This is a genomic window from Streptomyces sp. NPDC001410, assembly GCF_042895235.1.
Lineage (GTDB): Bacteria > Actinomycetota > Actinomycetes > Streptomycetales > Streptomycetaceae > Streptomyces.
Window position 1 is genome coordinate 238,485 of sequence record NZ_JBIAWE010000001.1, and the last position, 21,643, is coordinate 260,127.

The following is a 21,643-nucleotide window of genomic DNA, read 5'->3' on the forward strand; positions in this document are numbered from 1 at the left end:
GGCTGGTCGACGTGGTGCGCACCCTGACGGTCGCCGCAAATGTGGCAAATGAAGGAATTTTGGGATACTCCTCCTGCGTTGTTGTCCGGGAAGCTGGTGACAGCGTCGGCCGATGGACACGTGAGGAGAGGCGGCTGGAAATGACGTCGCAGGTGACGGGGGGCCGCAGGCATTCGGACACGCCGCGTTCGGCTCCCGGTCGGCGCCGGGGCCTGGTACTCGGTGCCGGCGGAAGCCTCGGCGCCGCGTGGACGATCGGAGCGCTGTGCGCGCTGGAGGACGCCTACGGATGGGATCCGCGCACCGCAGACGTGATCCTGGGCACCTCCGCGGGTTCCATCGTGGGCTCGATGCTGGCGCTCGGGGCGCGTCCGCGTGACCTGCGCGACCATCAGCGGGGCGAGGCGGTGCCGTCCGGCCCGTTCGACCAGGTCCACGTGGACTACGACACGTGGGTCGGCGGCGCGCTGCCGCACCTCCCCAGGCCGGGCATCGGGTCGGTCAAACTGCTGGGGAGCCTGGCCAGGCACCCGCACCGGATGCCGTTCACGACCCTGCTCGCCGCCTGCGCACCGCCGGGGCGGGGAAGCCTCAGCGGCGTGCACGACCTGTTCCGTCAGCTTGGGATGACCGACCGCTGGTCCGCCAACCCGGCGCTGCGCGTGGTCGCGGTCGACCTCGACAGCGGTACGCGCGTGCTGTTCGGGGCACCCGACGCCCCGCGCACCGGCCTGGCCTCCGCAGTGACGGCTTCCTGTGCCCTGCCCGCCTGGTTCGAGCCCGTGCCGATCGACGGGCGACGGTACGTGGACGGTTGCGCCTGGTCGGACACCAACCTCGACCTGATGGCCGGAGAGGAACTGGACGAGGTGTTCGTCCTGGCACCCACCTCCGCCCGCCGGATGGACCACCCGCGCAGTATCCCCGCCAGAGTCGAGCGCCGCCTGCGCGGAATCGCGACCCGGCGCCTGCTGCACGAAGCCCAACTCGTACGGGAGGCAGGCACTCGGGTTCGGCTGATCGTTCCCGGGCCAAAGGATCTGGCAGCCATGGGCGCGAATCTGATGGACCCACAACAGCGACTGGCCGTCCTGGAGACCTCGCTGCAAACGACCGCCGCAGACTTGCGCAGGCCCTGCCCGCAGCAGAGAAGCACACCGGTCGAGCCAGGCACGGCGGGCCGACGCGCAGGCTGACAGAGCGGAGTTCCACGCCGCCGGCCACCACCAAAGACCGGGCCACGATCAGGCGGCTTTGAGCCCGCCAGGTCAACTGAGCTGCCTTGGGTTTCGCAGAGTCCGGGCATCGATGGCCAAGTGGCCGACGAGGTCGTACGGGGCGAGGAGCACCAGCCCGCTGATACAGCCAGGACGCATCGGCTCCGAAAAATCGCCGGCGAAGGGCGGAGCGGTGGCCACCAGGAGCCCGCCTTGAGCGCGGTGACGGTGCTCGTTGCTTGGTGTTCCTCACGCCACCCCGCCGCTCATCGTCGGCGGCACCCCGATGATGACCGCGTCGGTCCAGTACCGCAGCAGCAGCGACAGCACCGGCGTGATCTTGATGTTCCCTTCTTTCATGCCGTGCGGTGACGGCCCGCCGGGCGACGCGGGGATTCGGCCTTGCAGTTCGCCCGGCTGGCCCACGTCGGCCGGTCCGATCAGGTGCCGGGACCGTTTCGTGGGCAGCCCTGTGGGCCGCGCCGCCGGGCCCGGCAGGGCCGGGGAAGGGAGGCAGATCAATGGCCAAGGGCGACGTTCCGCAGAACCCTGTGCGGGCGCCGCCTGGCTTCGCAGCCGACCCTGCACCGACCGGCCCGGGCACGGGGGGGGCTCAGGGACGGCGGATGAAGGACACCAGTCGGTCGATCTCGCTGAAGCCTGCCGACTCGAACAAGCAGATCGCCGCGGCGGGGTCGCGCTCGGCTGCGCCGGGCGCGTCGTCGTCGGCGGGCACACAGGCGATGACCTCGCGCGCACCCGCCTCGACCAGGACGATCAAGCACTGGGCGAGCAGGCTGTGGCCGAGCCCGCGGCCACGGTGGGCGGGGTCGGTGCTGATCCACCACAGCACGCCGGCCCCGTTCACCGGGCGGCCGACGGTGGCCTGGGCGACCGCGGTGCCGTCCGGCTCGCGCACGCGCAGCTGCCAGCCGGGCGAATCGGCGCACTCGCTCACCTCCGCGACCGGATAGCTGAGCACACCCACAGGGGCCGTGGGAAGGAGCCGGTGGAGGTATCGCCACCGGTCGCGAGCGGTGAACCCGCTCCTCTCCAAGGCCCGGCGGGTGCCCGGACGGTTGCGCACCGGGAGGCCCCTCACCTCGTGCGCCAGTGCCGAAGCGAACTCGAACGCGTACACCGGGCGCGAGCCGAGCCGGTCAAGGGCGCGGACGACCAGGGCCTGCGCCAGGGCAGACTCCTCCAGACAATGCAGCCACAGGACATGGCCGGCCCCATCCGAAGGGCGGACCGCGTAGGAGACGACGCCCAGCACCCGGACACCGTCATGGATCACCTCGGTGACCAGCCCATCGAGGTCGGCCCACCGGCTGCCGTCCACCGGTGAGCGACCCGCCAGCGCCTCGGCAAGCATGGCCGCGGACGTGGGAGGCTGGCCGGGCAGCCGGTCGGCATCGATCAGATCCAGCACGGCCTGTTCGTCCCCCGCCTCGTAAGACCGCACCGACAACTGCGACACCGAACCGGAACTCGTGCTCGCCACGGACTTCTTCCGCCCTTTCTTGAACCGTTCTTTCCCCAGCCTGCTCCTGCCGGTCCGCACACGCCACCACCACGGATGTCGTGTCGGCCGACCTGGCTCTCTTGCCCGTCACGAGGCGGAGCGGGGGTGTTGCACGGCCGAGTCGACTGGGGATTCGGGGCGGCGATGAAGGCGGGACGTAACCCGACCGGAGCAGTTCCCGACGGCTGAGCGGAAGGCAAGCCGCGATACGGAGGCCGCTGGGTGGGCGCTGCAGGCCACGCTTGGTGCTCTTCGGTTCCATGGGGAGCGTAGGCGTGGCAGAACCTTCGCACCGAGGTCAGGCTGCGGTGCGAAGGCTCCGAGGGCAAAACAGTCCCCGGTAGTGCTGCACGTGTCCTGGGGCTTCAGTCGTCACTGCCGCCTCGGTATCGCGCCGGCTTGCCGGGGGCCTGAACCACATCCTGTCCGAGTTCGCTCCGCCGACTAGACGTCCTCGTCGACTTTGTGACTCTTTCGGTGTTGTGGGCTATTAACCATGTTGCGCTGTATATGTTCCGAGTCAATGGGTTTTATGAAAATTGGGTGAAAACGCGCCGTCGGCATCGACGGCGCAGCGCAGGCAGCGGACACGGTGGAGTCGCAAGCGGTCGGAGGTGACCTGGCCGAAGACGGCCGGCTCACACCGCAGCATCGCGGCGTCCGCGAGGCAGTCCCCGCCCAGTGCGACCGCCAGGGCGACGTCCAGGAGGGCCTTGCCGGGATCGTGGACGGCCCGCGACCTCCGCCATTGCGGACCTGGAGCAGTCGCGCAGGCCGTTGACCTGCGGAAACAGCGACGTAGTGCGATATGTGGTGGAACTTCGTCGCGCGCACCCAGGAGGAGATCGAGCAGGCCCGTACGGACTGGATGAGCGGGTCCAGTTTCGGCGAGGTGAAGGGGTACGACGGGGAGCCGTTGCCTGCGCCCGAGATGCCGGCTGTGCCGCTGAAGCGCCATCTCCGGAGACACAACCGGCGGTTCACCGGGTCCGGGGCGCGGCTGTGTCAGTCGGGAGACCTCGCCGGCATCCATGGTTCGTGCCATTGCGCACTTCCGGAGACGAGCTTGCCGGCTCCCGCCGGTCCCCAGGTCCCCTGCCGGTAGCGCTCGGGATCGCTGGGCGCCTCCAGCAGTGGCTGGACGATTCGCCACGTCTCCTCCACCGAGTCCTCCCGAGTGAACAGGCTCGCGTTGCCTTGCATTGCATCACTGAGCAGGCGTTCGTACGGCTCGGGTGCCTCACCGAGCGCGGCCTCGAAGAGGAGGTCAAGGTCCACCAGCTGCGTGTCCTGCTTGCCCGGCTGCTTGGCCTGGATGCGGAAGTTCACGCCAGGGCTCGGGTCGATCCGCAGGATCCACTGGTCGGGCTCGGGCGCGAACCACTCCGCGAACGCAAGCCGCGGCGGGCGCTTGAACACGATCCGGATCTCGGTCACTCGCTCGGGGAGCGACTTGCCGGCGCGGATGAAGAACGGCACGCCGGACCAGCGCCAGTTCTCGATCTCCAGCCGCAACCCGACGAAGGTCTCGGTGCGCGAGTGCGGCCGCACGCCGGGGACCTGCAGGTACCCCTCATACTGCCCGCGGACGTAGTGGGCCGGGTCGGCGTCGGGGATCGCCCGGAACACATCGACCCGGCGGTCCCGGAGCGCGTCTGCATCGGCGGCTGATGGCGGCTCGGACGCCACCAGGGCGAGCAGCTGCAGCAGATGGTTCTGCACGACGTCGCGGAGCGCGCCGACCGGGTCGTAGAAATGGCCGCGGTCCTCGACCCCGAAGTCCTCTGCCATGGTGATCTGCACACAGGAGATGTGGTCGCGGTTCCACACCGGCTCGAACACGGAGTTGGCGAACCGCAGGAACTGGATGTCCATCGCCGGCTCCTTGCCGAGGAAGTGGTCGATCCTCAGCAGCTGATCCTCATCGAGGAGCTGACGCAGCTCGGCATTGAGGGCGCGCGCCGACGCGAGGTCGTGCCCGAATGGTTTCTCCACGACAACCCGGGCGCCCTTGGTCAGCCCGACGCCTGCCAGGCCCTCGACCACCCGGGCGAACAGCGACGGCGGGATCTCCAGATAGAAGACGGGGTGCCGCTTGCCGTTGACCGCCCGGGCGAGGCGATGGAACGTCTCCGGGTCGGCGTAATCGCCCTGCACATAGCTGAGTCGGGCGGCGAACCGGGCCAGGACGCTTTCGTCCAGCGGCTCGCCCGCTGCCTTGATCGCCGCGCGGGCATGGTCACGCAGCGCGTCGTCGGACCAGCCGTCGCGCGCCACTCCGACGATCGGGCAGGTCAGCAGCTCGCGCCGCTCAAGCCGATAGAGCGAGCGGAACGTCATCTTACGAGCGAGGTCGCCACTGATCCCGAAAATGACCAGCACGTCTGCGGGAACGTTCGACGAGTTCGAAGCCACCTCATCCTCCCATCGCCCAGGGTGTGTCCCCCCGGCTGACGGCGAACGTGAATCGGCCGTGGGCTTGCATGCAGGCTCGGTTCGGCCGCGCCACTAACGCCGCCGCGATGCCGGCGACCGCATGGGGGTCGGCGACGGCCTCGAGTTCGTGATGCACGGCGGTCAGCCCTTCTTTTCGGCGTGCCCGCCGAACTCGGAGCGCATCGCCGAGAGGATCTTGTCGGTGAACTCCCCGGCCTGCCTGGACTCGAAGCGCTCGTAGAGCGAGGTGGTGATGACCGGTACCGGGACGCCTTCGTCCACTGCGGCGAGGACGGTCCAGCGGCCTTCCCCGGAGTCGGAGACCCGCCCGGCGAAGTCGTCGAGGGAGGGCGACCTGGCGAAGGCGTCGGCGATCAGGTCGACCAGCCATGAGCCGACGACCGAGCCGCGTCGCCAGACCTCGGCCACCTCACCGACGTCGATGTCGTACCGGTAGGCCCACGGATCGCGCAGCGGCGTCGTCTCCGCGTCGACCTCCTGCCGGCTCTTGCCGGCGTCCGCGCGCTCGATGATGGCGAGGCCCTCGGCGATCGCGGCCATCATCCCGTACTCGACCCCGTTGTGGACCATCTTCACGAAGTGCCCGGCCCCGTTCGGCCCGCAGTGCAGGTACCCGAGCGGGGCGGTGCCGTCGGTCCGGGTCCGGCTCGGCGTGGGCTCGGCGCTGCCCTCGCCGGGAGCGATCGTCCTGAAGATCGGGTCGAGATGGGCCACGACGTCGTCCTCGCCGCCGATCATCAGGCAGTAGCCGCGCTCCAGCCCCCAGACCCCACCACTGGTCCCGCAGTCGACGTGGTGCAGCGACTTGTCGGCAAGGCGCTTGGCGCGCGTGATGTCGTCGCGGTAGTAGGAATTGCCGCCGTCGATGAGGATGTCGCCGGGCTCCAGCAACGGCTCGAGCTGGTCGAGGATGGAGTCGACGATCGCAGCCGGAACCATGAGCCATACAGCCCGTGGCTTGTCCAGTTTCGCAACGAGATCCCGGAGTGACTCTGCGCCCGTCGCACCCTCGCCGGCCAGTTCGGCGACGGCGTCCACGTTGACGTCGGACACGACGCAATGGTGGCCGTCTCGCATCAGCCGACGCACCAGGTTCGCCCCCATCCGGCCGAGCCCGATCATCCCGAGCTGCATGGGCTTGTCTGTCGCCATGTGGTGCCTCCTAGTCCAACACGCTGGCCCTGCTCATGGAGCGCCTGGGCTACGTTCACGCCTGCTCCCTGCCGGCGGCCACGCACTCGCGGGCAACCTGGGTGACCTTCTCGGGAGTGAAGCCGAATTTGGTCAGGAGCATCTTGAGCGGTGCCGACGCCCCGAAGGTGTGCATGCCGACGACCGCGCCGCCGTCGCCTACGTAACGGTCCCAGCCGAGAGTCGCCGCCTGCTCGATGGCGACCCGGGCCCTGACCCCGGGCGGGATGACCGAGTCGCGGTACTCCTTGGGCTGGCGGTCGAACAGTTCCCAGCAGGGCATGCTGACCACGCGAGCCGCGAGGCCCTCGGCGGCGAGCTCGTCACGGGCCGCGAGCGCGAGTTGTACTTCCGACCCGGTGGCGAGCAGGATGACGTCGGGCTTGCCGTCCACCGCGTCGACCAGAACATAGGCTCCCCTGGCCACCCCGGATGCGGCCCCCGTCTCGGAGCGGTCGAGGGTCGGCAGTGCCTGACGGGACAGGACCAGCACCGCCGGCTCGTGCCTGAGCGCGGCGACGACCCGCCAGGTCTCGACGACCTCGTTCGCGTCGGCCGGACGGAACACCAGCAGCCCCGGCATCGCGCGCAGCGACGCGAGTTGCTCGACCGGCTGGTGGGTGGGACCGTCCTCGCCGACCCCGATCGAGTCGTGGGTGAAGATGTGCACGACCGGGATCTCCATCAGCGCCGAAAGCCGGATCGCGCCGCGTGCGTAGTCCGAGAAGATCAGGAACCCCGACCAGTACGGGCGCAGCTTGGTCAGCGCCATCCCGTTCGTGATCGCGGTGGCGGCGTGTTCGCGGATCCCGAAGTGGAGGTTGCGTCCCGAGCGGTCATCGGCCTGGAAGTCGCCGGCGCCGGAGAACATGAGGTTGGTCTTGGTCGACGGCGCAAGGTCCGCCGATCCGCCAAGCAGCCACGGCACGGCTTGGGCAAGGGCGTTGAGCACCTGGCCGCTGGAGTCACGGCCGGCGATGCCTTTGGGGTCGGGCGGGAAGGTCGGAAGCGCCGACTCCCAGCCCTCCGGCAGCTCACGCCGCTGGATGCGCTCCAGCTCGTCGGCGAGCGCGGGATGGGTGGTTCGGTAGGCCTCGATTCGAGCCTCCCAGCTCGTCCGGGCTTCGCGGCCGCGCGCGCCGATTCCTGAGGCGAAGTGCTCGTAGACGCCGTCGGGAACGAAGAAGTCCTTGTCCTCCGGCATCCCGAGGAATCGCTTGGTCGACTTGACGCCCTCCACGCCGAACGGCGCGCCGTGCGCCTTCGGGGTGTCCTCGACCGGTGACCCGTAGCCGATGTGGCTGTGCACCACGATGAGCGTCGGGCGCTCGTTCTCGGACTTGAAGGTGTGCAGCGCGCGGGCCACGGCGTCGAGGTCGTTGGCGTCGGCCACGGTGGTGACGTTCCAGCCGTAGCCGATGAAGCGGGCCGCCACATCCTCGGTGAACGCGATGTCGGTGTGGCCCTCGATCGTCACCCGGTTGGAGTCGTAGATCCAGCACAGGTTCGACAGCCGCTGGTGGGCCGCGAGCGAGGCGGCCTCCGAGGAGATCCCCTCCATCATGCAGCCGTCGCCGGCCATCGCGTACACGTCGAAGTCGAAGACGGTGAAGTCGTCGCGGTTGTACCGGGCGGCGAGCCACTGTCCGGCGATCGCCATCCCGACCGAGGTCGCAACGCCCTGGCCGAGCGGGCCGGTCGTGGTCTCCACGCCGCTGGTCCACCGGTACTCCGGGTGCCCGGGGCAGTGCGAGCCGAGCTGTCGGAACGTCCTGAGGTCGTCGAGGGTCACGGCGGGTCGGCCGAGGACCTCGTAGTCGGGGTCGACAGCCTGCATGCCGGTGAGGTGGAACAGCGACCAGAGCAGCGCGGAGGCGTGTCCTTCCGACAACACGAAGCGGTCGCGGTTGGGCCAGATCGGGTCGGCCGGGTCGAAGCGCAGGAAGCGTTGCCAGAGCGTGTACGCGACCGGGGCCATTCCCATCGGTGTCCCCGGATGGCCGGAGTCGGCCGCCTGGATGGCGTCCATGCACAGAGTGCGGATCGTGTTGACGGAAAGGGTTTCCAGGTCGTTGTTGCTCAACGCGAGCCTCCCTGAAGGTCTCCCTGAAGGTGCTCCCCTGCGCTGATATCGAGTGCGGCAGACTAGGGTTGAGCTTTTCCGGCCGGGGCGAAGAGTGCCGCGCCGACAATGCCCGCATCGTTCAACAGCTGCGCCGGCACGATCTCGGTCCTCAGCTCGATGTGCGGCAGGAACTTGTCGGCCTTCTTGCTGACGCCGCCGCCGATGACAATCAGGTCGGGCCACAGCAGCCGCTGGACGAGCTCGAGATACGTCTCCAGACGGTGCGCCCATTTCTTCCAGGACAGGTCGTCGTGCTCGCGCACCGACTCCGCGGCCCAGTCCTCGGCATCCCCGTGGTGCAGCGGCAGGTGCCCCAGCTCGCTGTTGGGCACCAGGAACCCGTCGGAGAAGACGGCGCTGCCGATACCGGTGCCGAGCGTCACCATCACGACGACGCCCTTGCGTCCCTTGCCGGCGCCGAAGCGCATCTCGGCGATCCCGGCCGCGTCGGCGTCGTTCACCACCCTCACGTCGCGGCCGGTCGCTCGTGCGAAGAGCTGGGCGGCGTCCGTCTCCATCCAGGCCGGATCGATATTGGCCGTCGTCTGGACTTTGCCGCCCCGGATGACGGCCGGGAGCGTCAGCCCGACCGGTCCTGGGACGCCGAGCTGGGAGAGCACCTGCACGACCACGTCCGCGACTGCCTCCGGGGTCGCCGGATGCGGGGTCGGGATCCGGACCCGCTCACCGATGAGGCTACCGAGCTCGAGGTCGACCGGCGCTCCCTTGATACCGGTCCCGCCGATGTCGACCCCCAGCACGTGGGCCGTCTTGTCCAGACTTTCCTGCACCACTGCCCGCTCCCCTCAGGGGCCGGCCCAAAGTGTGTTGCGTGAATTTTGGACGTCAAACCCCGCAAGGATTTCGCTAGACAATGCTCAACAATAGCATATATCCTATATATTCGCTACATCGCTCTTATTTGGTTGTATCTAAGCCTAAGGGGTATATCCAAGCTTTGTGCACCCTCAAGGGTATTGGCCTTCCCCGCTTTTCGAGAGGAACGCGACTTCCCGATCGAGGTCGTCGAGGCGGCCGCGGTCGCAGCTCGCGCGCAGTTCGGCGAGCAAGGAGGAGGACCGTGAGCGTCGAACACGAGAAGCAACGCGCTGCCGAGGCTGGTCGGCGCCACCCCCGGAGTCGTCGAGCACGGTCTGTTCCCTCCGACGCTGGTCGCCGACGTGTTCGTCGCCCGCGGCGACTCGGTCGAGCACCACCATCATGCCAAGCCCCGAGCCTGAGAGGGCACTTGGTGTGGGCGGACCCTCCGCAAGTGCCGGTAGATCTCGAACGTGACGTCGACGTTCTTGTGCCCCTTCCGACCTGCTCGGTGATCCGGTACACGCTCATTCCAGTCGGAACGATCAGCCCAGAGCGGCCTTGAGTGCGCCGAACGCCGTCTTCGGGTCGGCCAGGGCGTGATAGATGCCGGGGATCTCGCGGTCGAGGCCGAGGAGGCCGTAGACGGCGCGCATGGCGCCGCGGACGGAGTACTCGACGGTGAACACCACGTCCTCGGGGATCTCCGTGAACTGGCCGAGGAACGCGAAGTTCACCGAGCCGCGCGGGATGACGAGGGGCCGGTCATGGGTGGTACGAGGGGCGAACTGGCTGGTGATGTACGGCATCATCACCGGGATGACGGTCGTGGTGGCCGCGATCTGTTCCTCGATGTCGGACAGGCCGAGGTGGCCGAGGAGTTCGGTGAGGATCTCGCGGCCGGTGGCGCCGGCCATCGGCTTGCCGACGAAGTCGCCCTCGTTGTCGACGAAGAGGCCGTAGCCCCACAGGGTGTAGACGTCCTCGGGCTGGCCCTCGAAGTGCGGGGCGTGGGGAACCACGACGGACATCAGCCAGTTGGAGTCCTTGAAGGTCATGAGGGCGCCGGTGCCGGGGAGGTTGCCGGACAGTTCCTCGATGCGGTGCAGCAGCAGCGGGCTGCGCATGGTGAGGGTGAAGGACTCCCACTTGGCCTCGTCGACGTTCCCGTAGAAGGCGGCCGGCCGACCGAAGTCGTCGGCCTTGGCCGCGATGGTCTCCCACAGCCTCCAGGCGCCGTCCCGCTTGTCGCGGATCAGCTCGGGTGCGCGGTCGTCACTGCCGTAGGCGGCGTCGGCGGTCATCGAGCCGAGGGTGAGGAAGGCGTAGTCGGCGTCGGTGAGTTCGCAGGTGTCCGGCTGCCCGGCGCGGTCGAGGTGCAGGCGCCGTACCCGGCGGGTGCCGTCGTCCTCGGTGGTGAAGTCGACGTCGGTGACCCGCACTCCGTGCTCGAAACGTACGCCGCGCTCCTCCAGCCAGGCCCGCACGGGGCGGATGATCGAGTCGTACTGGTTGAGCCGGGTGCGGCGCACACCCGCCAGGGTGTGCATGCGCGGAAACTCCTGCATGAAGCGCAGGAAGTAGCGCCTGAGTTCGATGGCGCTGTGCCAGTTCTGGAAGGCGAACGTGGTGCGCCACATCGCCCAGAAGTTGGTCGTGAAGAAGTGCGGGGAGAAGAAGTCCTCGATCCGGCGGGCCCCGATGACCGGCTCCGGGAGCACGAGCAGCCGGGTCAGCTCCAGGCGGTCCCGGGCGTCGAGGCCGTAGTCGGACGCGTCCAGGATCTCGGTGCCCTTGCCGATCAGCCTGGCCTTGGCCTCGGTGGGCCACTGGGCGCTGAAGGCGCGGATCTCCTCACGCACCGACACCGTCTCGTCGGTGAGGGTGGGGATGGTCTCCAGGAGGTTCCACAGGCAGGTGTAGGCCTCGTCCTCCAGCATGCGTCCGCCGCGCGAGACATATCCGGCGGGCTCGCCGCGGCCGTCCATGGAGCCACCGGCGAGCGGTAGCTCCTCAAGGACGTGAATGTCCGCTCCGGCGAATCCCCCGTCCCGGATCAGGAAGACGGCGGCTGCCAACGAGGCGATTCCGCCGCCGACGAGGTAGGCGCGGGACTGCTGCGCAGCATCGGTCATGACGTCTCTCCGTTCCGGCCGCCCCTCAGGGCTGCCGACAGTGATCAGGTTCCGTGCAGCGGTGCATCGGCCACTCTGCGGCCGGGGCGTGCGCACGGCAGGGCGCCGGTGGTCTCTGTCTGGACCAGGTGCCTGTAGTCGTCAGTCAACTCGTGGGGAGGCGGTGTGGGCAGGGCCGGATGTCCCTGGGCGGGCGCCGGACGGGCCCTGTGCCGGGCCGCCCTTGGAGCGCGGCCGGTCAGGTCGGGGGCGGCGGCCCTGCCCCGGGCGGCTGAAGTCCTGCCCCTGCGAGCGCAGGACGGCAAGCGCAGGCGGCAAGCCCAGGACGGCGCCAGGCGCCTCCGCCGGCCGATGAGGCCCGGGAGGTGCCCCATCGGCCCGATTCCGGCGCCGCCCTCGCCCCCGCCCTTCGCCCCGTCCTTCACCTGCTGTCGCTGATCTCGGTGCCGCAGAGAGCCGCTCGCCCGGCTTCCAGGCGGGCGGCCGGGACGCGGAAGGGCGAGCAGGAGACGTAGTCGAGACCGGCCCGGTGGAAGAAGTGAATGGATTCCGGGTCGCCGCCGTGCTCGCCGCACACCCCTGTCTGCAGGGACGGCCTGACCGCGCGGCCCGCCTCGACGGCCAGCTCCACGAGCCGGCCGACGCCCTCCGGGTCGATCGTCTCGAAGGGCGAGACGCCGAAGATCCCCTTCTCCAGGTAGAGCGGGAAGAAGGACGCCTCGGCGTCGTCGCGGGACAGGCCCCAGGTGGTCTGGGTCAGGTCGTTGGTGCCGAAGGAGAAGAAGTCGGCGGCCTCGGCGATGCGTCCGGCGGTCAGGGCCGCGCGGGGCAGTTCGATCATCGTGCCGATGGGGAGGCCCAGGGGCCGGCCGGTCTCGGCCGCGACCTGGGCGAGCACGCGCTCCGCCTCCGCCCTGGCCTGCCGCAGTTCCTCGACGGTGGCGACGAGCGGGATCATGATCTCGGCCCTGGGCCGGCCGCCCGCGTCCAGGCGGTCGGTGACGGCCTCGGCGATCGCCCGGACCTGCATGGCCATGAGACCGGGGACCGCGAGGCCGAGCCGGACGCCGCGCAGGCCCAGCATCGGGTTCTGCTCGTGCAGGCGCTCGACTGCGTCCAGCAGCTCGCGGTCGTGGACATCCGGGTCGGCGATGCCCGCGAGCCGGACGGCCAGCCCGGTGCGGTCGGGCAGGAACTCGTGCAGCGGCGGGTCGATGAGCCGGATGGTCACCGGCAGCCCGTCCATCGCCTTCAGGATGCCGGTGAAGTCCGCTCGCTGGAGCGGCAGCAACGCCGCCAGGGACTGCTCCCGTGCGGTGTCGTCACGGGCCAGGATCATCGCCTCGACCAGTTGCCTGCGCTCGCCGAGGAACATGTGCTCGGTGCGGCACAGGCCGATGCCCTGGGCGCCGAGCGCACGGGCGCGTGCGGCGTCCTCGGGAGTGTCGGCGTTGGCCCGCACCTCTAGGCGGCGCTCGGAGTCCGCGTGGGCGAGAGCGGTGAGAACAGCCTCGGTCAGCGGGCCGGTGCTCTCGCCGGTTTCCAGCGCGCGGCCGACGTCGGACGCGGTGAGCGGGAGCGCACCGAGGTGCACGGTGCCCGCCGTTCCGTCCACGGAGACGGTGTCGCCCTCGCGTACGACGACGCCCGTGTCCGTGGTGAACCGGCGGGCGGCCGGGTCGACGGTGAGCGACTCGGCACCGCACACGCACACCTTGCCCATGCCGCGCGCGACGACGGCGGCATGGCTGGTCTTGCCGCCGCGGCTGGTGAGGACGGCCTGCGCGGCGATCATCCCGGGCAGGTCGTCGGGGGTCGTTTCGCGGCGGACCAGGATGGTGTGCCGACCGTCGGCGGCCCGGCGGCGCGCCTCGGCGGAGTCGAAGACGACCACGCCGACCGCCGCGCCGGGCGAGGCGGGCACGCCGCGGGCCAGGGGCACGTCGGCGGGGGTGGTGTCGAAGCGGGGGAACATCAGCCGGGTCAGCTCGGCGCCGTCCACCCGGGCCAGCGCCTCGTCCGGTGTGATCGTCCCCTCCTCGCGCAGGTCGTGGGCGATGCGGAAGGCGGCCTCGGCGGTGCGCTTGCCGACCCGGGTCTGCAGGATCCACAGCCGGCCGCGCTCGATGGTGAACTCGACGTCGCACAGGTCCCGGTAGTGGCTCTCCAGGGTGCGCAGGTGGTCGCCGAGTTCGACGTAGGCGCGCGGGTCGAGGATCTTCAGCTCGTCCAGGGGTACGGCGTCGCGGACCCCGGAGACGACGTCCTCGCCCTGGGCGTCGGGCAGGTAGTCGCCGTACACGCCACGGGCGCCGGTGGCCGGGTCGCGGGTGAAGGCGACTCCGGTCCCGGAGTCGGAGCCGAGGTTGCCGAAGACCATCGCCTGCACGTTGACGGCGGTGCCGAGGTCGTCGGGGATGTGCTCGCGGCGCCGGTAGACGCGGGCGCGTTCGCCGTTCCAGGAGTCGAAGACCGCGCGGACCGCACGACGCAGCTGCTCGGCGGGGTCCTGGGGGAAGTCCTCACCCGTCTCCCGGCGGATGATCGCCTTGAACTCCTCGGTGAGGGCGGCGAGTTCGCCGACATCGAGGTCGTGGTCGTCGCGCGTGCCGCGCTGCGCCTTGTGCTCGGCGATGGCCTGTTCGAACAGGTCGCCGTCCACGCCCAGCACCGTGCGGCCGAACATCTGCACGAGCCGCCGGTAGGAGTCCCACGCGAACCGCTCCTGCCCGGACGCCTTGGCCAGGCCGGCGACCGACTGGTCGTTCAGGCCGATGTCGAGGATGGTCTCCATCATGCCGGGCATCGAGAACCGGGCCCCCGACCGTACGGACACCAGCAGCGGGTCGTCCGGCGCGCCGAGCGTGCGGCCCATGGTCTGCTCCAGGGCGGCCAGGGCACGAGCCTCCTCGGCGCCGAGTCCGGGCGGTTCCTGACCTGTGGTCAGATAGCTCCTGCATGCCTCGGTCGTGACCGTGAAGCCCGGCGGCACGGGCAGACCGAGCCGGGTCATCTCGGCCAGCCCGGCTCCCTTGCCGCCGAGCACGTCGGCCATCTCCCGGCCGCCCTCGGCGAACGCGTACACGTACTTCGTCGGCGTGCTCATCTTCGCCGGCTCCTCTCAGTGGTGGGGGACGACAGCCACGGGGCAGCCGACGTGACGGAGCACGGAGTGGGTGACGGGGCCGGTGCGCGCGAGCGTCGGCCGGTCGGTGACGTGCCGGCCCACGACGAGCAGGCTCGCACCGGAGGCGGCCCGCACCAGTGCGGTCGTGGCCTTCTCGCGTACGACCGTCTCCAGGACCTCGACGCCGGGGTACTTGTCCCGCCAGAGCCGGAGCACGGCGGACACGAAGCCCCGCCACTCCTCCGCCCGGTAGGGGTCGTCGACCAGGGCGATGTCGCCGGGGCCCAGGCCGAAGGCGGACGGCGGCTGCCAGGCGTGCACCACGCGCAGCCGGGCCCGCCGCAGCATGGCCGCCTCGAAGGCGAACTCGATCACCTCGTCGCACGGGTCGTTGACGTCGAGGCCGAGCACGACGTCCCGGTAGCCGGTTCGCGCGGAGGCGCTGCCGTCGGCGGCCGGGAGGTGCTCGTCCTCGGCCGTCTCCTCCGCCCTGACCAGGACGACGGGGCCGGTGGCCTGTGCGACCACGCCCTGGGCGACGGAGCCCACCAGGAACCCGGCGAGGCCGGTCAGGCCGCGCGAGCCGAGGACGAGCAGGTCCGCCTGTTCGGCGGCCTTCAGCAAAGCGGCGGTCGCCGGGCCCTCGACCTGCTCGTCGGTGAGGCGCGCGCCGGGAACCGCGCCGCGGATCCGGTCCTCCGCCTGGCGCAGGGCCCGCAACGCCAGGTAGCGCTGCGCGGCGTTCGCCGGCTCGCCGTCGTGCGGGCGCGGGTGCCAGTCCCAGACGTGGATCAGTCGCAGTGGCCGGTCGCGGCGCTCCGCCTCGCGGGCCGCCCATTCGGCGGCGGCGAGGCTTTCGGGTGATCCGTCGACTCCGGCGATGACGGGTGCGGGCATGGTGCCCACCTCCTGTGTGGGGTCTACTGGTTGGTGCCAGGATCGTGCGGCCGCAACCCTGTGGGCAGGGGCCGCACGGTCTCCTCCGGGCCCGTTCGGCCCTGCGTGCCGAGGCCGGTGGGCGCGGCGGTGCGGCGGTGCGGCGGTGCGGCGGGGGGCTGCGCCGGACCGCCGCACCGGGCCATCCGCTCAACCGGGAGGCAGTCCGGCTGCGATGTGTCTCGCCCACTCCTCGATCGCGGGGACGTCGCGGAAGTCACCGCCCTTGCCGTCGCGCAGGAGCATGCCTGCGATCCTGCCCTTCGCCCCCTCTTCCAGGCAGCCGCCGAAGGTGGCGTGTTCGATGACCGTCAGACGGTCCATGGCGCGCCGTACGCCGGGCACGGGCGGGATGTCCCGCTCGGAGGCGGAGGCGTCGAGCGGCCCGCTGCTGAAGAGCCAGAGCGGGCGCTCGGCCAGGTCCCGGCGGTGACGGCGCAGGAAGCGGCGTGCGTCGCGGTGCCAGCGCCCGGCGTACAGGGCGCCTCCGACGACCACCGCGTCGTACGGGGCGACGCTCGTGACGGACCGGGCGGGCCGCGCCTGCGCCGTCAGCCCTTCCTTGAGCAGAGCCTCGGCCACGGTCTCGGCGATCTGTGCGGTCGAGCCGTTCGTCGTGCCGTAGGCGACCAACACCCTGGTGGACATCGCCGTCCACCTCCTTTCACAGGCTGCGCAGCCACTCCTCGGTGACGCCGTGCGGCCCTTGTCGCGCGGGCTGCAGGTGGGAATCGTCCAGTCGGTAGGTGAGTTGGTCCACGACGGCCACCACGCCGTCGATCCGACTGGTCATCGAGACGGCGATCTCCGTCTCGCTCTTGCGCTCCAGCTGACCGGTGAGGGTCACGACGCCCTGCACCACGCAGACGTCGATGCTCCGGGGCGCCAGCCACAGGGTGCGTTCCAGCACCTCTTCGAGCACCTCGTCGCGGATCTCCGGGTCGGGCCGCAGGAAGACCTGGAGCAGGTCGCGGCGGGTGACGATGCCGACGAGCCGGTCCTCCTCGTCCACGACGGGCAGCCGTTCCACGCCCCGTTCGGCCATGGTCCGGGCGGCCGCGGCGACGGTCTCCTCGGCGTGCACGGTGACGGGCGGCTCGGTCATGAGCTGGCCGGCGGTGCGGGCCCGGGCCTTGGCGGCGCGGCGCCTTGCGGCCTTCGTCAGTGCCACGTCGGGGATGCGGCGCGGCGTCCGGTAGGGATCGGGGGCTTGCGCCTGACGGGTGATCAGGTCCGTCTCGGACAGGACGCCGATGACCTTCTCGTCCTCGTCGACGACCGGCAGTCCGCTGATCCGGTGCTCGGCGAGCAGTCGTGCCACTTCCTTGAACGGGGTGCCGTATCCGGCTCGGACGACCTCCGTGGTCATCACGGAACCGACCTTGTCGTGTCTCATGGTGTGTGCCTCCCTCAGCGCAGTCGGCGCAGATACGGGTCCTGGGGCCTGCGGGGCAGCAGGCGCACGCGCGCGTCGAGCACGCTGATGCCGCCCGGTGCCGCCAGTACGGGGTTGAAGTCGACCTCCGCGAGCTGCGGCAGGTCGGCTGCCATCCGGGACAGCCGCAGCAGCAGCTGTTCGAGATCGGCGAGGTCGACCGGCCCGGCGCCGCCGGCGCCGAACAGCAGCGGCGCGCAGCGCGGGGCCGTGATCAGGTCGTGGACGTCGTGGTCGGTGAGCGGGGCCAGCCGGGCGGCGTGGTCGCCCAGCACTTCGGTCGCGGTCCCGCCGAGCCCGAACAGCACGAGCGGGCCGAAGACCTCGTCCTGGACGACCCCGGCGAACAGTTCGGTGCCGCGCGCGGCGAGCGGCTGGATCACCACGCCCGTCAGCAGTCCGGCGAAGCGGGTCTCGAAGTCCCGGAAGGCCGCCCGTACTTGGGAGTCGCCCTCCAAGTCCAGGTGGACGGCGCGCTGCCGGCTCTTGTGCAGCAGTCCCGGCCAGTGCGCCTTCATCACCACCCGGCCGTCCGGACCGCGCAACCGCCGGGCGGCGATGACCGCGTCCTCCTCGGTCTGGGCCCAGGCCCACGGCAGCTGCGGGATGTCGTAGCAGGCCAGCAGGTCGGCGCAGGTGTGCGGGTCGAGCCAGCCGCCGTCCTCGTGCGCGGCCAGGAAGGTCTCGGTGAGTTCACGGGCGCGGGTCGTGTCGACGCCTTCGAGGTCCGGGACCGTGCCGGCGGGCCGGGCGAGCCAGGCCGCGCGGCGGGCGGCGTGAGCCAGCGCACGGGCCGCCGCCTGCGGTTCGGCGTACGACGGGATCGTGCCGCCCTCGGCCGCCGGCAGCAGCTTGACCGGCAGTTCCTGTTCGAGCCGTACGACGGCGACGGGCTTGCCCCGGTGTGCCGGTGCCTGGGTCACCGCCCGGACGAGGTCGTCCCCGGTCGCGGCGGCGACCGCGGTGGGGACCAGGGCCACCAGGACGGCATCGACGCCGGGGTGGCGCAGCAGCAGGTCCACGACGTCCGCGAGCTGTGCCTCGGTGACGGCGGCGGTGGCGTCGACGGGGTTGCCGGCCGCGGCGCCTTCGGGCAGCACGGCGAGCAGGTCGTCGATCAGTTGCGGGGTGAGCTGCGGCAGGGTGAGTCCGGCCTCCGCGCAGGCGTCGGCCGCCAGGACCCCGGCGCCGCCCGCGTTGGTGACGATCGCGACGCGGTCGTCGGCCGGGAGCGGCTGGGAGTGCAGCAGAGCGGCGGTTTCCAGGAGTTCGCCGATCGAGCGGGTCGCGGTGATGCCCGCCTGGGTGAACAGGGCCTGCCGGGTCATGGTGCGGGTGGCGGCGGCCGCGGTGTGGGAGGCGGCGGCGCGCCGGCCGGCGTCGGTGCGGCCCGCGTCCACGGTGAGGATCGGCATCCGGCGGGTGACGCGGCGGGCCGTGCGGGAGAACGCCCGGGGGCTGCCGAAGGACTCCAGGTGCAGCAGCGCCAGTTCGGTGCGGCCGTCGCCTTCCCACCACTGGAGCATGTCGTTGCCGCTGACGTCGTACTTGTCGCCGAGGGACGCGAAGGACGAGACACCGATGCCGAGCCGGGACAGGCCGTCGAGCAGGGCTATGCCGACCCCACCGGACTGTACGGCGACGCCCGCGGTGCCGGGTCGCGGGTGATCGGCGGCGAACGTGGCGTCCAGGCTCACGCCGGGTTCGGTGTTGGAGATGCCGAGGCAGTTGGGTCCGACGAGGCGCATGCCATGGGTGCGGCATGTGGCCAGCAGGGCGTGCGCCTGGTCGGGGTCGAGGCCGGCGGTGACGACGAGCAGCGCCCGGGCTCCCGCTTTGCCGCATTCCTCGGCGGTCGCCGGGACCGCGGCGGCGGGCACCGCCACGACCACCAGGTCGGGCGTCCTGGGCAGGGCGCTGACGGACGGGTAGGCGGGTACGCCGAGGATGTGGTCGGCGCCCGGGTTCACGGCGAACAGGCGGTGGCTGTAGCCGCCCGTCTTGAGGTGGTGCAGGATCGCCCGGCCCACGGATCCGGGCTTGCGTCCGGCGCCGACGACGGCGACGGTCTGCGGACGGAGCAGCGGCTCCAGGCTGGCCACATCGGCGGCGCGGCCCCGGGCTTCCACGGCCGACAGGTAGGTGTCGTCCTGGTCCAGCCGGATCGTGCAGCGCACCTCCGGGCCGTCGAACCGACGGGTGATGCGCAGGCCGAGATCGGCGAAGAGCCGCAGAACCTCGTGGTTCTCGCAGAGTGCGTCGGCGGTGAAGGCGGTGATGCCCTCGGCCCGGGCCGCGGAGACCAGGTGCTCGACGAGCAGGGTGCCGACCCCGCGGTGGTGCAGGCCGTCGCAGACGGCGATGGACATGTCGGCCCCGTCGCCGGTGCCCCCGGTGTCGTACTCGGCGAGACCGATCACCTGCCCGTGGCGCTCCGCCAGCAGGGCCCGGTGGCCCGGGTGGGCCGGGGCACAGGCCCGGTCGGCGGCCCGTCCGGCGGAGAACGGGCTCGCGGAGAAGAAACGGAGACGCAGGTTCTCCGGGGACATCTCCTCGTAGAGTCCTTGCAGTTGGTCGTGGTCGGCCGGGGCCACGGGACGGATGCACGCGGTGGTGCCGTCCGCCAGCAGGGCGTGGACGGGAGGGCGGACCGGAGGGCGGTTGAGCACGTCGTCCGACATCACAGAGCTCCTTCAGGACTCTCGGTGGGTGGTCGTCAGTCGTCGGCGACCAGTGCGGTGAGGTCCAGCAGCCGGTTGGTGTAGCCCCACTCGTTGTCGTACCAGCCGAAGACCTTGGCCAAGGGGCCGTTGGTCTGGGTCAGGGCGGCGTCGAAGACGCAGGACGCGGGGTCGCCGATGACGTCGCGGGAGACGATGGGTGCCGTCGAGACGCGCAGGATGCCGTTCAGCGGGCCGTCGGCGGCTGCCACGAAAGCGGCGTTGATCTCGTCGGCGGTGGCCTCGTTCTCCAGCAGCACCGTCAGATCGGTGAGCGAGCCGTCCTCCACGGGGACCCGGACGGCGATGCCGTCGAGGGCACCTGCCAGTTCGGGCACCACCAGGCCCACGGCCCGGGCGGCACCGGTGCTGGTCGGGATGATGCTCAGTGCCGCGGAGCGGGCGCGCCGCAGGTCCTTGTGCGGGCCGTCGAGCAGCGACTGGTCGTTGGTGTACCCGTGGACCGTGGTCAGCAGACCGCGCTCGATGCCGAAGGCGTCGTCGAGCACCTTGACCATCGGCGCGAGGCAGTTGGTGGTGCAGGAGGCGGCCGAGATGATGCGGTCGCGGTGCCTGTCGTAGGTGTCGTCGTTGACGCCCATCACGATGGTGGCGTCGACGCCCTTGCCCGGTGCCGACAGCAGCACGGTGTGCGCGCCTGCCTTCAGGTGCAGCGCGGCCGAGTCGCGGTCGCGGAAGCGGCCGGTGGACTCGATGACGATGTCGGCTCCGCAGTCGGACCAGTGCAGGGCCGACGGGTCGCGTTCGGCGGTGACGGCGATGCGCCGGCCGTCGACGGTGAGGGAGCTGTCGTCGTGCGTGACCTCGCGTCCGATGTGCCCGAACGTCGAGTCGTACTCCAGGAGATGGGCGAGGGTGGCGGGCGGCGCGATGTCGTTGATCGCGACGACGTGGACGTCCTGGGTGCCCGCCTCGGCGCGGTCGAGGGCCGCGCGGAGAAAGGTGCGGCCGATGCGGCCGAAGCCGTTGATGCCGACACGTACGGTCATGGTGGTGAACTCCTTCTCGTTGAAGCGCTGCAGTGGTCGGGCCTGTCGGCAGCCGTCCGGTCGCGTCACTCACCACCGCTGGGGGACGACCGCCACCGGGCAGGCGGAGTGGTGCAGGACCGTGTGGGCGACCCGCCCGAGCTGGAGGCCGAAGCGGTCCCCGCGGCGATGGGCGCCGATGACCAGCAGGTCCGCGCCGTGGGAGGCGTCGAGGAGCACCTTGCGGGCGTGACCCTCGGCCGTACGCGGGTGAATCTCGACGTCGGCGGGTGCGTCGCTGAGCGCCTTGTCCAGTTCCTCGGCCGCCTGCCGCTCGGGCAGCCGGGCCGACTCGGCGGTCGGCAAGGCCTGATCGGTGGTAGCCGGAGCGGTGCGCCGCCAGGCACGTACGGCCTCCAGCGGAACGCGGCGCCGTTGTGCCTCCTCCAGGGCGAAGCGCACGGCTGCGGAGTGCTCCGGGTGCTCGCCGACCCCGACGACGATGCGACCGTGGGTGTCCGGGGCGATCTGGTTGTCGTGGCTGCCGCGCAGCACGATCACCGGGCAGTCGGCGTGGGCCGCCAGGGTCAGGCTGACCGAGCCGAGCAGCATGTCGACGATGCCGCCGCGGCCCCGGGTGCCCACGACCAGGGCGCAGGCGCTGCGGCTCTCCCGGACGAGGGCGTACTCCGGCTCCTCCGGCAGCACGTCCGTGACGACCTTCAGGTCGGCGTGACGGCCCTGTGCGCGCCGGGCCGCGCCGGCGACGATGTCCTCCGCCATCACCTGGTCGGACGGCTTGTTCAGGGCCTGCGCGGGCGCGATGCCTTCGTAGCGCTCCCACAGGGATGCGTACACGACGCGCAGCGGCACCCCGCGCAGGGCGGCCTCGTCGGCCGCCCAGTCGACGGCGCCGAGGCTCGGCTCCGAACCGTCGACGCCGACGACCAGGGGCAGTTCCATCGTC

The 21,643-nt window shown here is 71.0% G+C and carries 15 protein-coding genes and 2 pseudogenes; 2 read left to right on the top strand and 15 right to left on the bottom strand.

Going from position 1 to position 21,643, the window contains the following annotated elements; translation table 11 throughout:
* The first annotated feature begins 140 nt into the window (after nt 1-140).
* Nucleotides 141-1,196, top strand: coding sequence for a patatin-like phospholipase family protein (locus ACFY3C_RS01095; RefSeq protein ID WP_390769220.1), 1,056 nt, complete (start codon nt 141-143; stop codon nt 1,194-1,196).
* Nucleotides 1,197-1,830: 634 nt separating this feature from the next.
* On the opposite strand, the gene ACFY3C_RS01100 is transcribed toward ACFY3C_RS01095, so the two are convergent.
* A complete protein-coding gene (locus ACFY3C_RS01100) occupies nt 1,831-2,721 on the bottom strand; it encodes a GNAT family N-acetyltransferase (RefSeq protein ID WP_390769221.1) in 891 nt (296 codons plus the stop codon).
* Nucleotides 2,722-3,349: 628 nt separating this feature from the next.
* Nucleotides 3,350-3,517: pseudogene (locus ACFY3C_RS01105) on the bottom strand (IS1380 family transposase); the annotation flags it as partial.
* A gap of 33 nt (nt 3,518-3,550) precedes the next feature.
* Between ACFY3C_RS01105 and ACFY3C_RS01110 the strand changes: the two are divergent.
* A pseudogene (locus ACFY3C_RS01110) lies at nt 3,551-3,694 on the top strand (pirin-like C-terminal cupin domain-containing protein); the annotation flags it as partial.
* Nucleotides 3,695-3,747: 53 nt separating this feature from the next.
* On the opposite strand, the gene zwf reads toward ACFY3C_RS01110, so the two are convergent.
* From zwf to ACFY3C_RS01175, 13 genes are all read right to left on the bottom strand, one after another.
* Complete coding sequence (zwf, locus tag ACFY3C_RS01115; RefSeq protein ID WP_390769222.1) at nt 3,748-5,157, bottom strand: glucose-6-phosphate dehydrogenase; 1,410 nt, start codon at nt 5,155-5,157, stop codon at nt 3,748-3,750.
* 162 nt (nt 5,158-5,319) lie between these two features.
* Entirely contained in the window at nt 5,320-6,351 is a 1,032-nt protein-coding gene (gene gnd, locus ACFY3C_RS01120; protein WP_390769223.1) for a phosphogluconate dehydrogenase (NAD(+)-dependent, decarboxylating), read from the bottom strand.
* A gap of 55 nt (nt 6,352-6,406) precedes the next feature.
* Nucleotides 6,407-8,473 (bottom strand): transketolase, encoded by a 2,067-nt coding sequence (tkt, locus tag ACFY3C_RS01125; protein ID WP_390769224.1) that lies wholly within the window; start codon nt 8,471-8,473, stop codon nt 6,407-6,409.
* Nucleotides 8,474-8,535: 62 nt separating this feature from the next.
* Entirely contained in the window at nt 8,536-9,276 is a 741-nt protein-coding gene (ppgK, locus tag ACFY3C_RS01130; RefSeq protein ID WP_390769225.1) for a polyphosphate--glucose phosphotransferase, read from the bottom strand.
* Nucleotides 9,277-9,483: 207 nt separating this feature from the next.
* Entirely contained in the window at nt 9,484-9,738 is a 255-nt protein-coding gene (locus tag ACFY3C_RS01135; RefSeq protein WP_390769226.1) for a hypothetical protein, read from the bottom strand.
* A 141-nt stretch (nt 9,739-9,879) separates the two neighbouring features.
* Entirely contained in the window at nt 9,880-11,469 is a 1,590-nt protein-coding gene (locus tag ACFY3C_RS01140; RefSeq protein ID WP_390769227.1) for an oleate hydratase, read from the bottom strand.
* Nucleotides 11,470-11,890: 421 nt separating this feature from the next.
* Entirely contained in the window at nt 11,891-14,575 is a 2,685-nt protein-coding gene (ppdK, locus tag ACFY3C_RS01145; RefSeq protein WP_390769228.1) for a pyruvate, phosphate dikinase, read from the bottom strand.
* A gap of 15 nt (nt 14,576-14,590) precedes the next feature.
* Nucleotides 14,591-15,493: a universal stress protein gene (locus ACFY3C_RS01150; RefSeq protein WP_390769229.1), complete on the bottom strand. Its 903-nt coding sequence runs from the start codon at nt 15,491-15,493 to the stop codon at nt 14,591-14,593.
* 189 nt (nt 15,494-15,682) lie between these two features.
* Nucleotides 15,683-16,180, bottom strand: coding sequence for a flavodoxin domain-containing protein (locus tag ACFY3C_RS01155; RefSeq protein WP_386576685.1), 498 nt, complete (start codon nt 16,178-16,180; stop codon nt 15,683-15,685).
* A 16-nt stretch (nt 16,181-16,196) separates the two neighbouring features.
* Nucleotides 16,197-16,928 carry a CBS domain-containing protein gene (locus tag ACFY3C_RS01160; protein ID WP_386576686.1) on the bottom strand — a complete coding sequence of 244 codons (732 nt, stop codon included), beginning with the start codon at nt 16,926-16,928 and terminating at the stop codon, nt 16,197-16,199.
* Nucleotides 16,929-16,942: 14 nt separating this feature from the next.
* Entirely contained in the window at nt 16,943-19,648 is a 2,706-nt protein-coding gene (locus tag ACFY3C_RS01165; RefSeq protein WP_390769230.1) for a GNAT family N-acetyltransferase, read from the bottom strand.
* 35 nt (nt 19,649-19,683) lie between these two features.
* Nucleotides 19,684-20,697 carry a type I glyceraldehyde-3-phosphate dehydrogenase gene (gene gap / locus ACFY3C_RS01170; protein ID WP_390769231.1) on the bottom strand — a complete coding sequence of 338 codons (1,014 nt, stop codon included), beginning with the start codon at nt 20,695-20,697 and terminating at the stop codon, nt 19,684-19,686.
* 69 nt (nt 20,698-20,766) lie between these two features.
* Complete coding sequence (locus tag ACFY3C_RS01175; protein WP_390769232.1) at nt 20,767-21,639, bottom strand: universal stress protein; 873 nt, start codon at nt 21,637-21,639, stop codon at nt 20,767-20,769.
* Between the last annotated feature and the right edge of the window lie 4 nt (nt 21,640-21,643).

Coding starts and splice junctions, on each gene's coding strand:
- ACFY3C_RS01095 (WP_390769220.1), top strand. CDS start 141: ATGACGTCGCAGGTGACGGGGGGCCGCAGGCATTCGGACACGCCGCGT.
- gnd (WP_390769223.1), bottom strand. CDS start 6,351: ATGGCGACAGACAAGCCCATGCAGCTCGGGATGATCGGGCTCGGCCGG.
- ACFY3C_RS01135 (WP_390769226.1), bottom strand. CDS start 9,738: ATGATGGTGGTGCTCGACCGAGTCGCCGCGGGCGACGAACACGTCGGC.
- ACFY3C_RS01140 (WP_390769227.1), bottom strand. CDS start 11,469: ATGACCGATGCTGCGCAGCAGTCCCGCGCCTACCTCGTCGGCGGCGGA.
- ppdK (WP_390769228.1), bottom strand. CDS start 14,575: ATGAGCACGCCGACGAAGTACGTGTACGCGTTCGCCGAGGGCGGCCGG.
- ACFY3C_RS01150 (WP_390769229.1), bottom strand. CDS start 15,493: ATGCCCGCACCCGTCATCGCCGGAGTCGACGGATCACCCGAAAGCCTC.
- ACFY3C_RS01155 (WP_386576685.1), bottom strand. CDS start 16,180: ATGTCCACCAGGGTGTTGGTCGCCTACGGCACGACGAACGGCTCGACC.
- ACFY3C_RS01160 (WP_386576686.1), bottom strand. CDS start 16,928: ATGAGACACGACAAGGTCGGTTCCGTGATGACCACGGAGGTCGTCCGA.
- ACFY3C_RS01165 (WP_390769230.1), bottom strand. CDS start 19,648: ATGTCGGACGACGTGCTCAACCGCCCTCCGGTCCGCCCTCCCGTCCAC.
- gap (WP_390769231.1), bottom strand. CDS start 20,697: ATGACCGTACGTGTCGGCATCAACGGCTTCGGCCGCATCGGCCGCACC.
- ACFY3C_RS01175 (WP_390769232.1), bottom strand. CDS start 21,639: ATGGAACTGCCCCTGGTCGTCGGCGTCGACGGTTCGGAGCCGAGCCTC.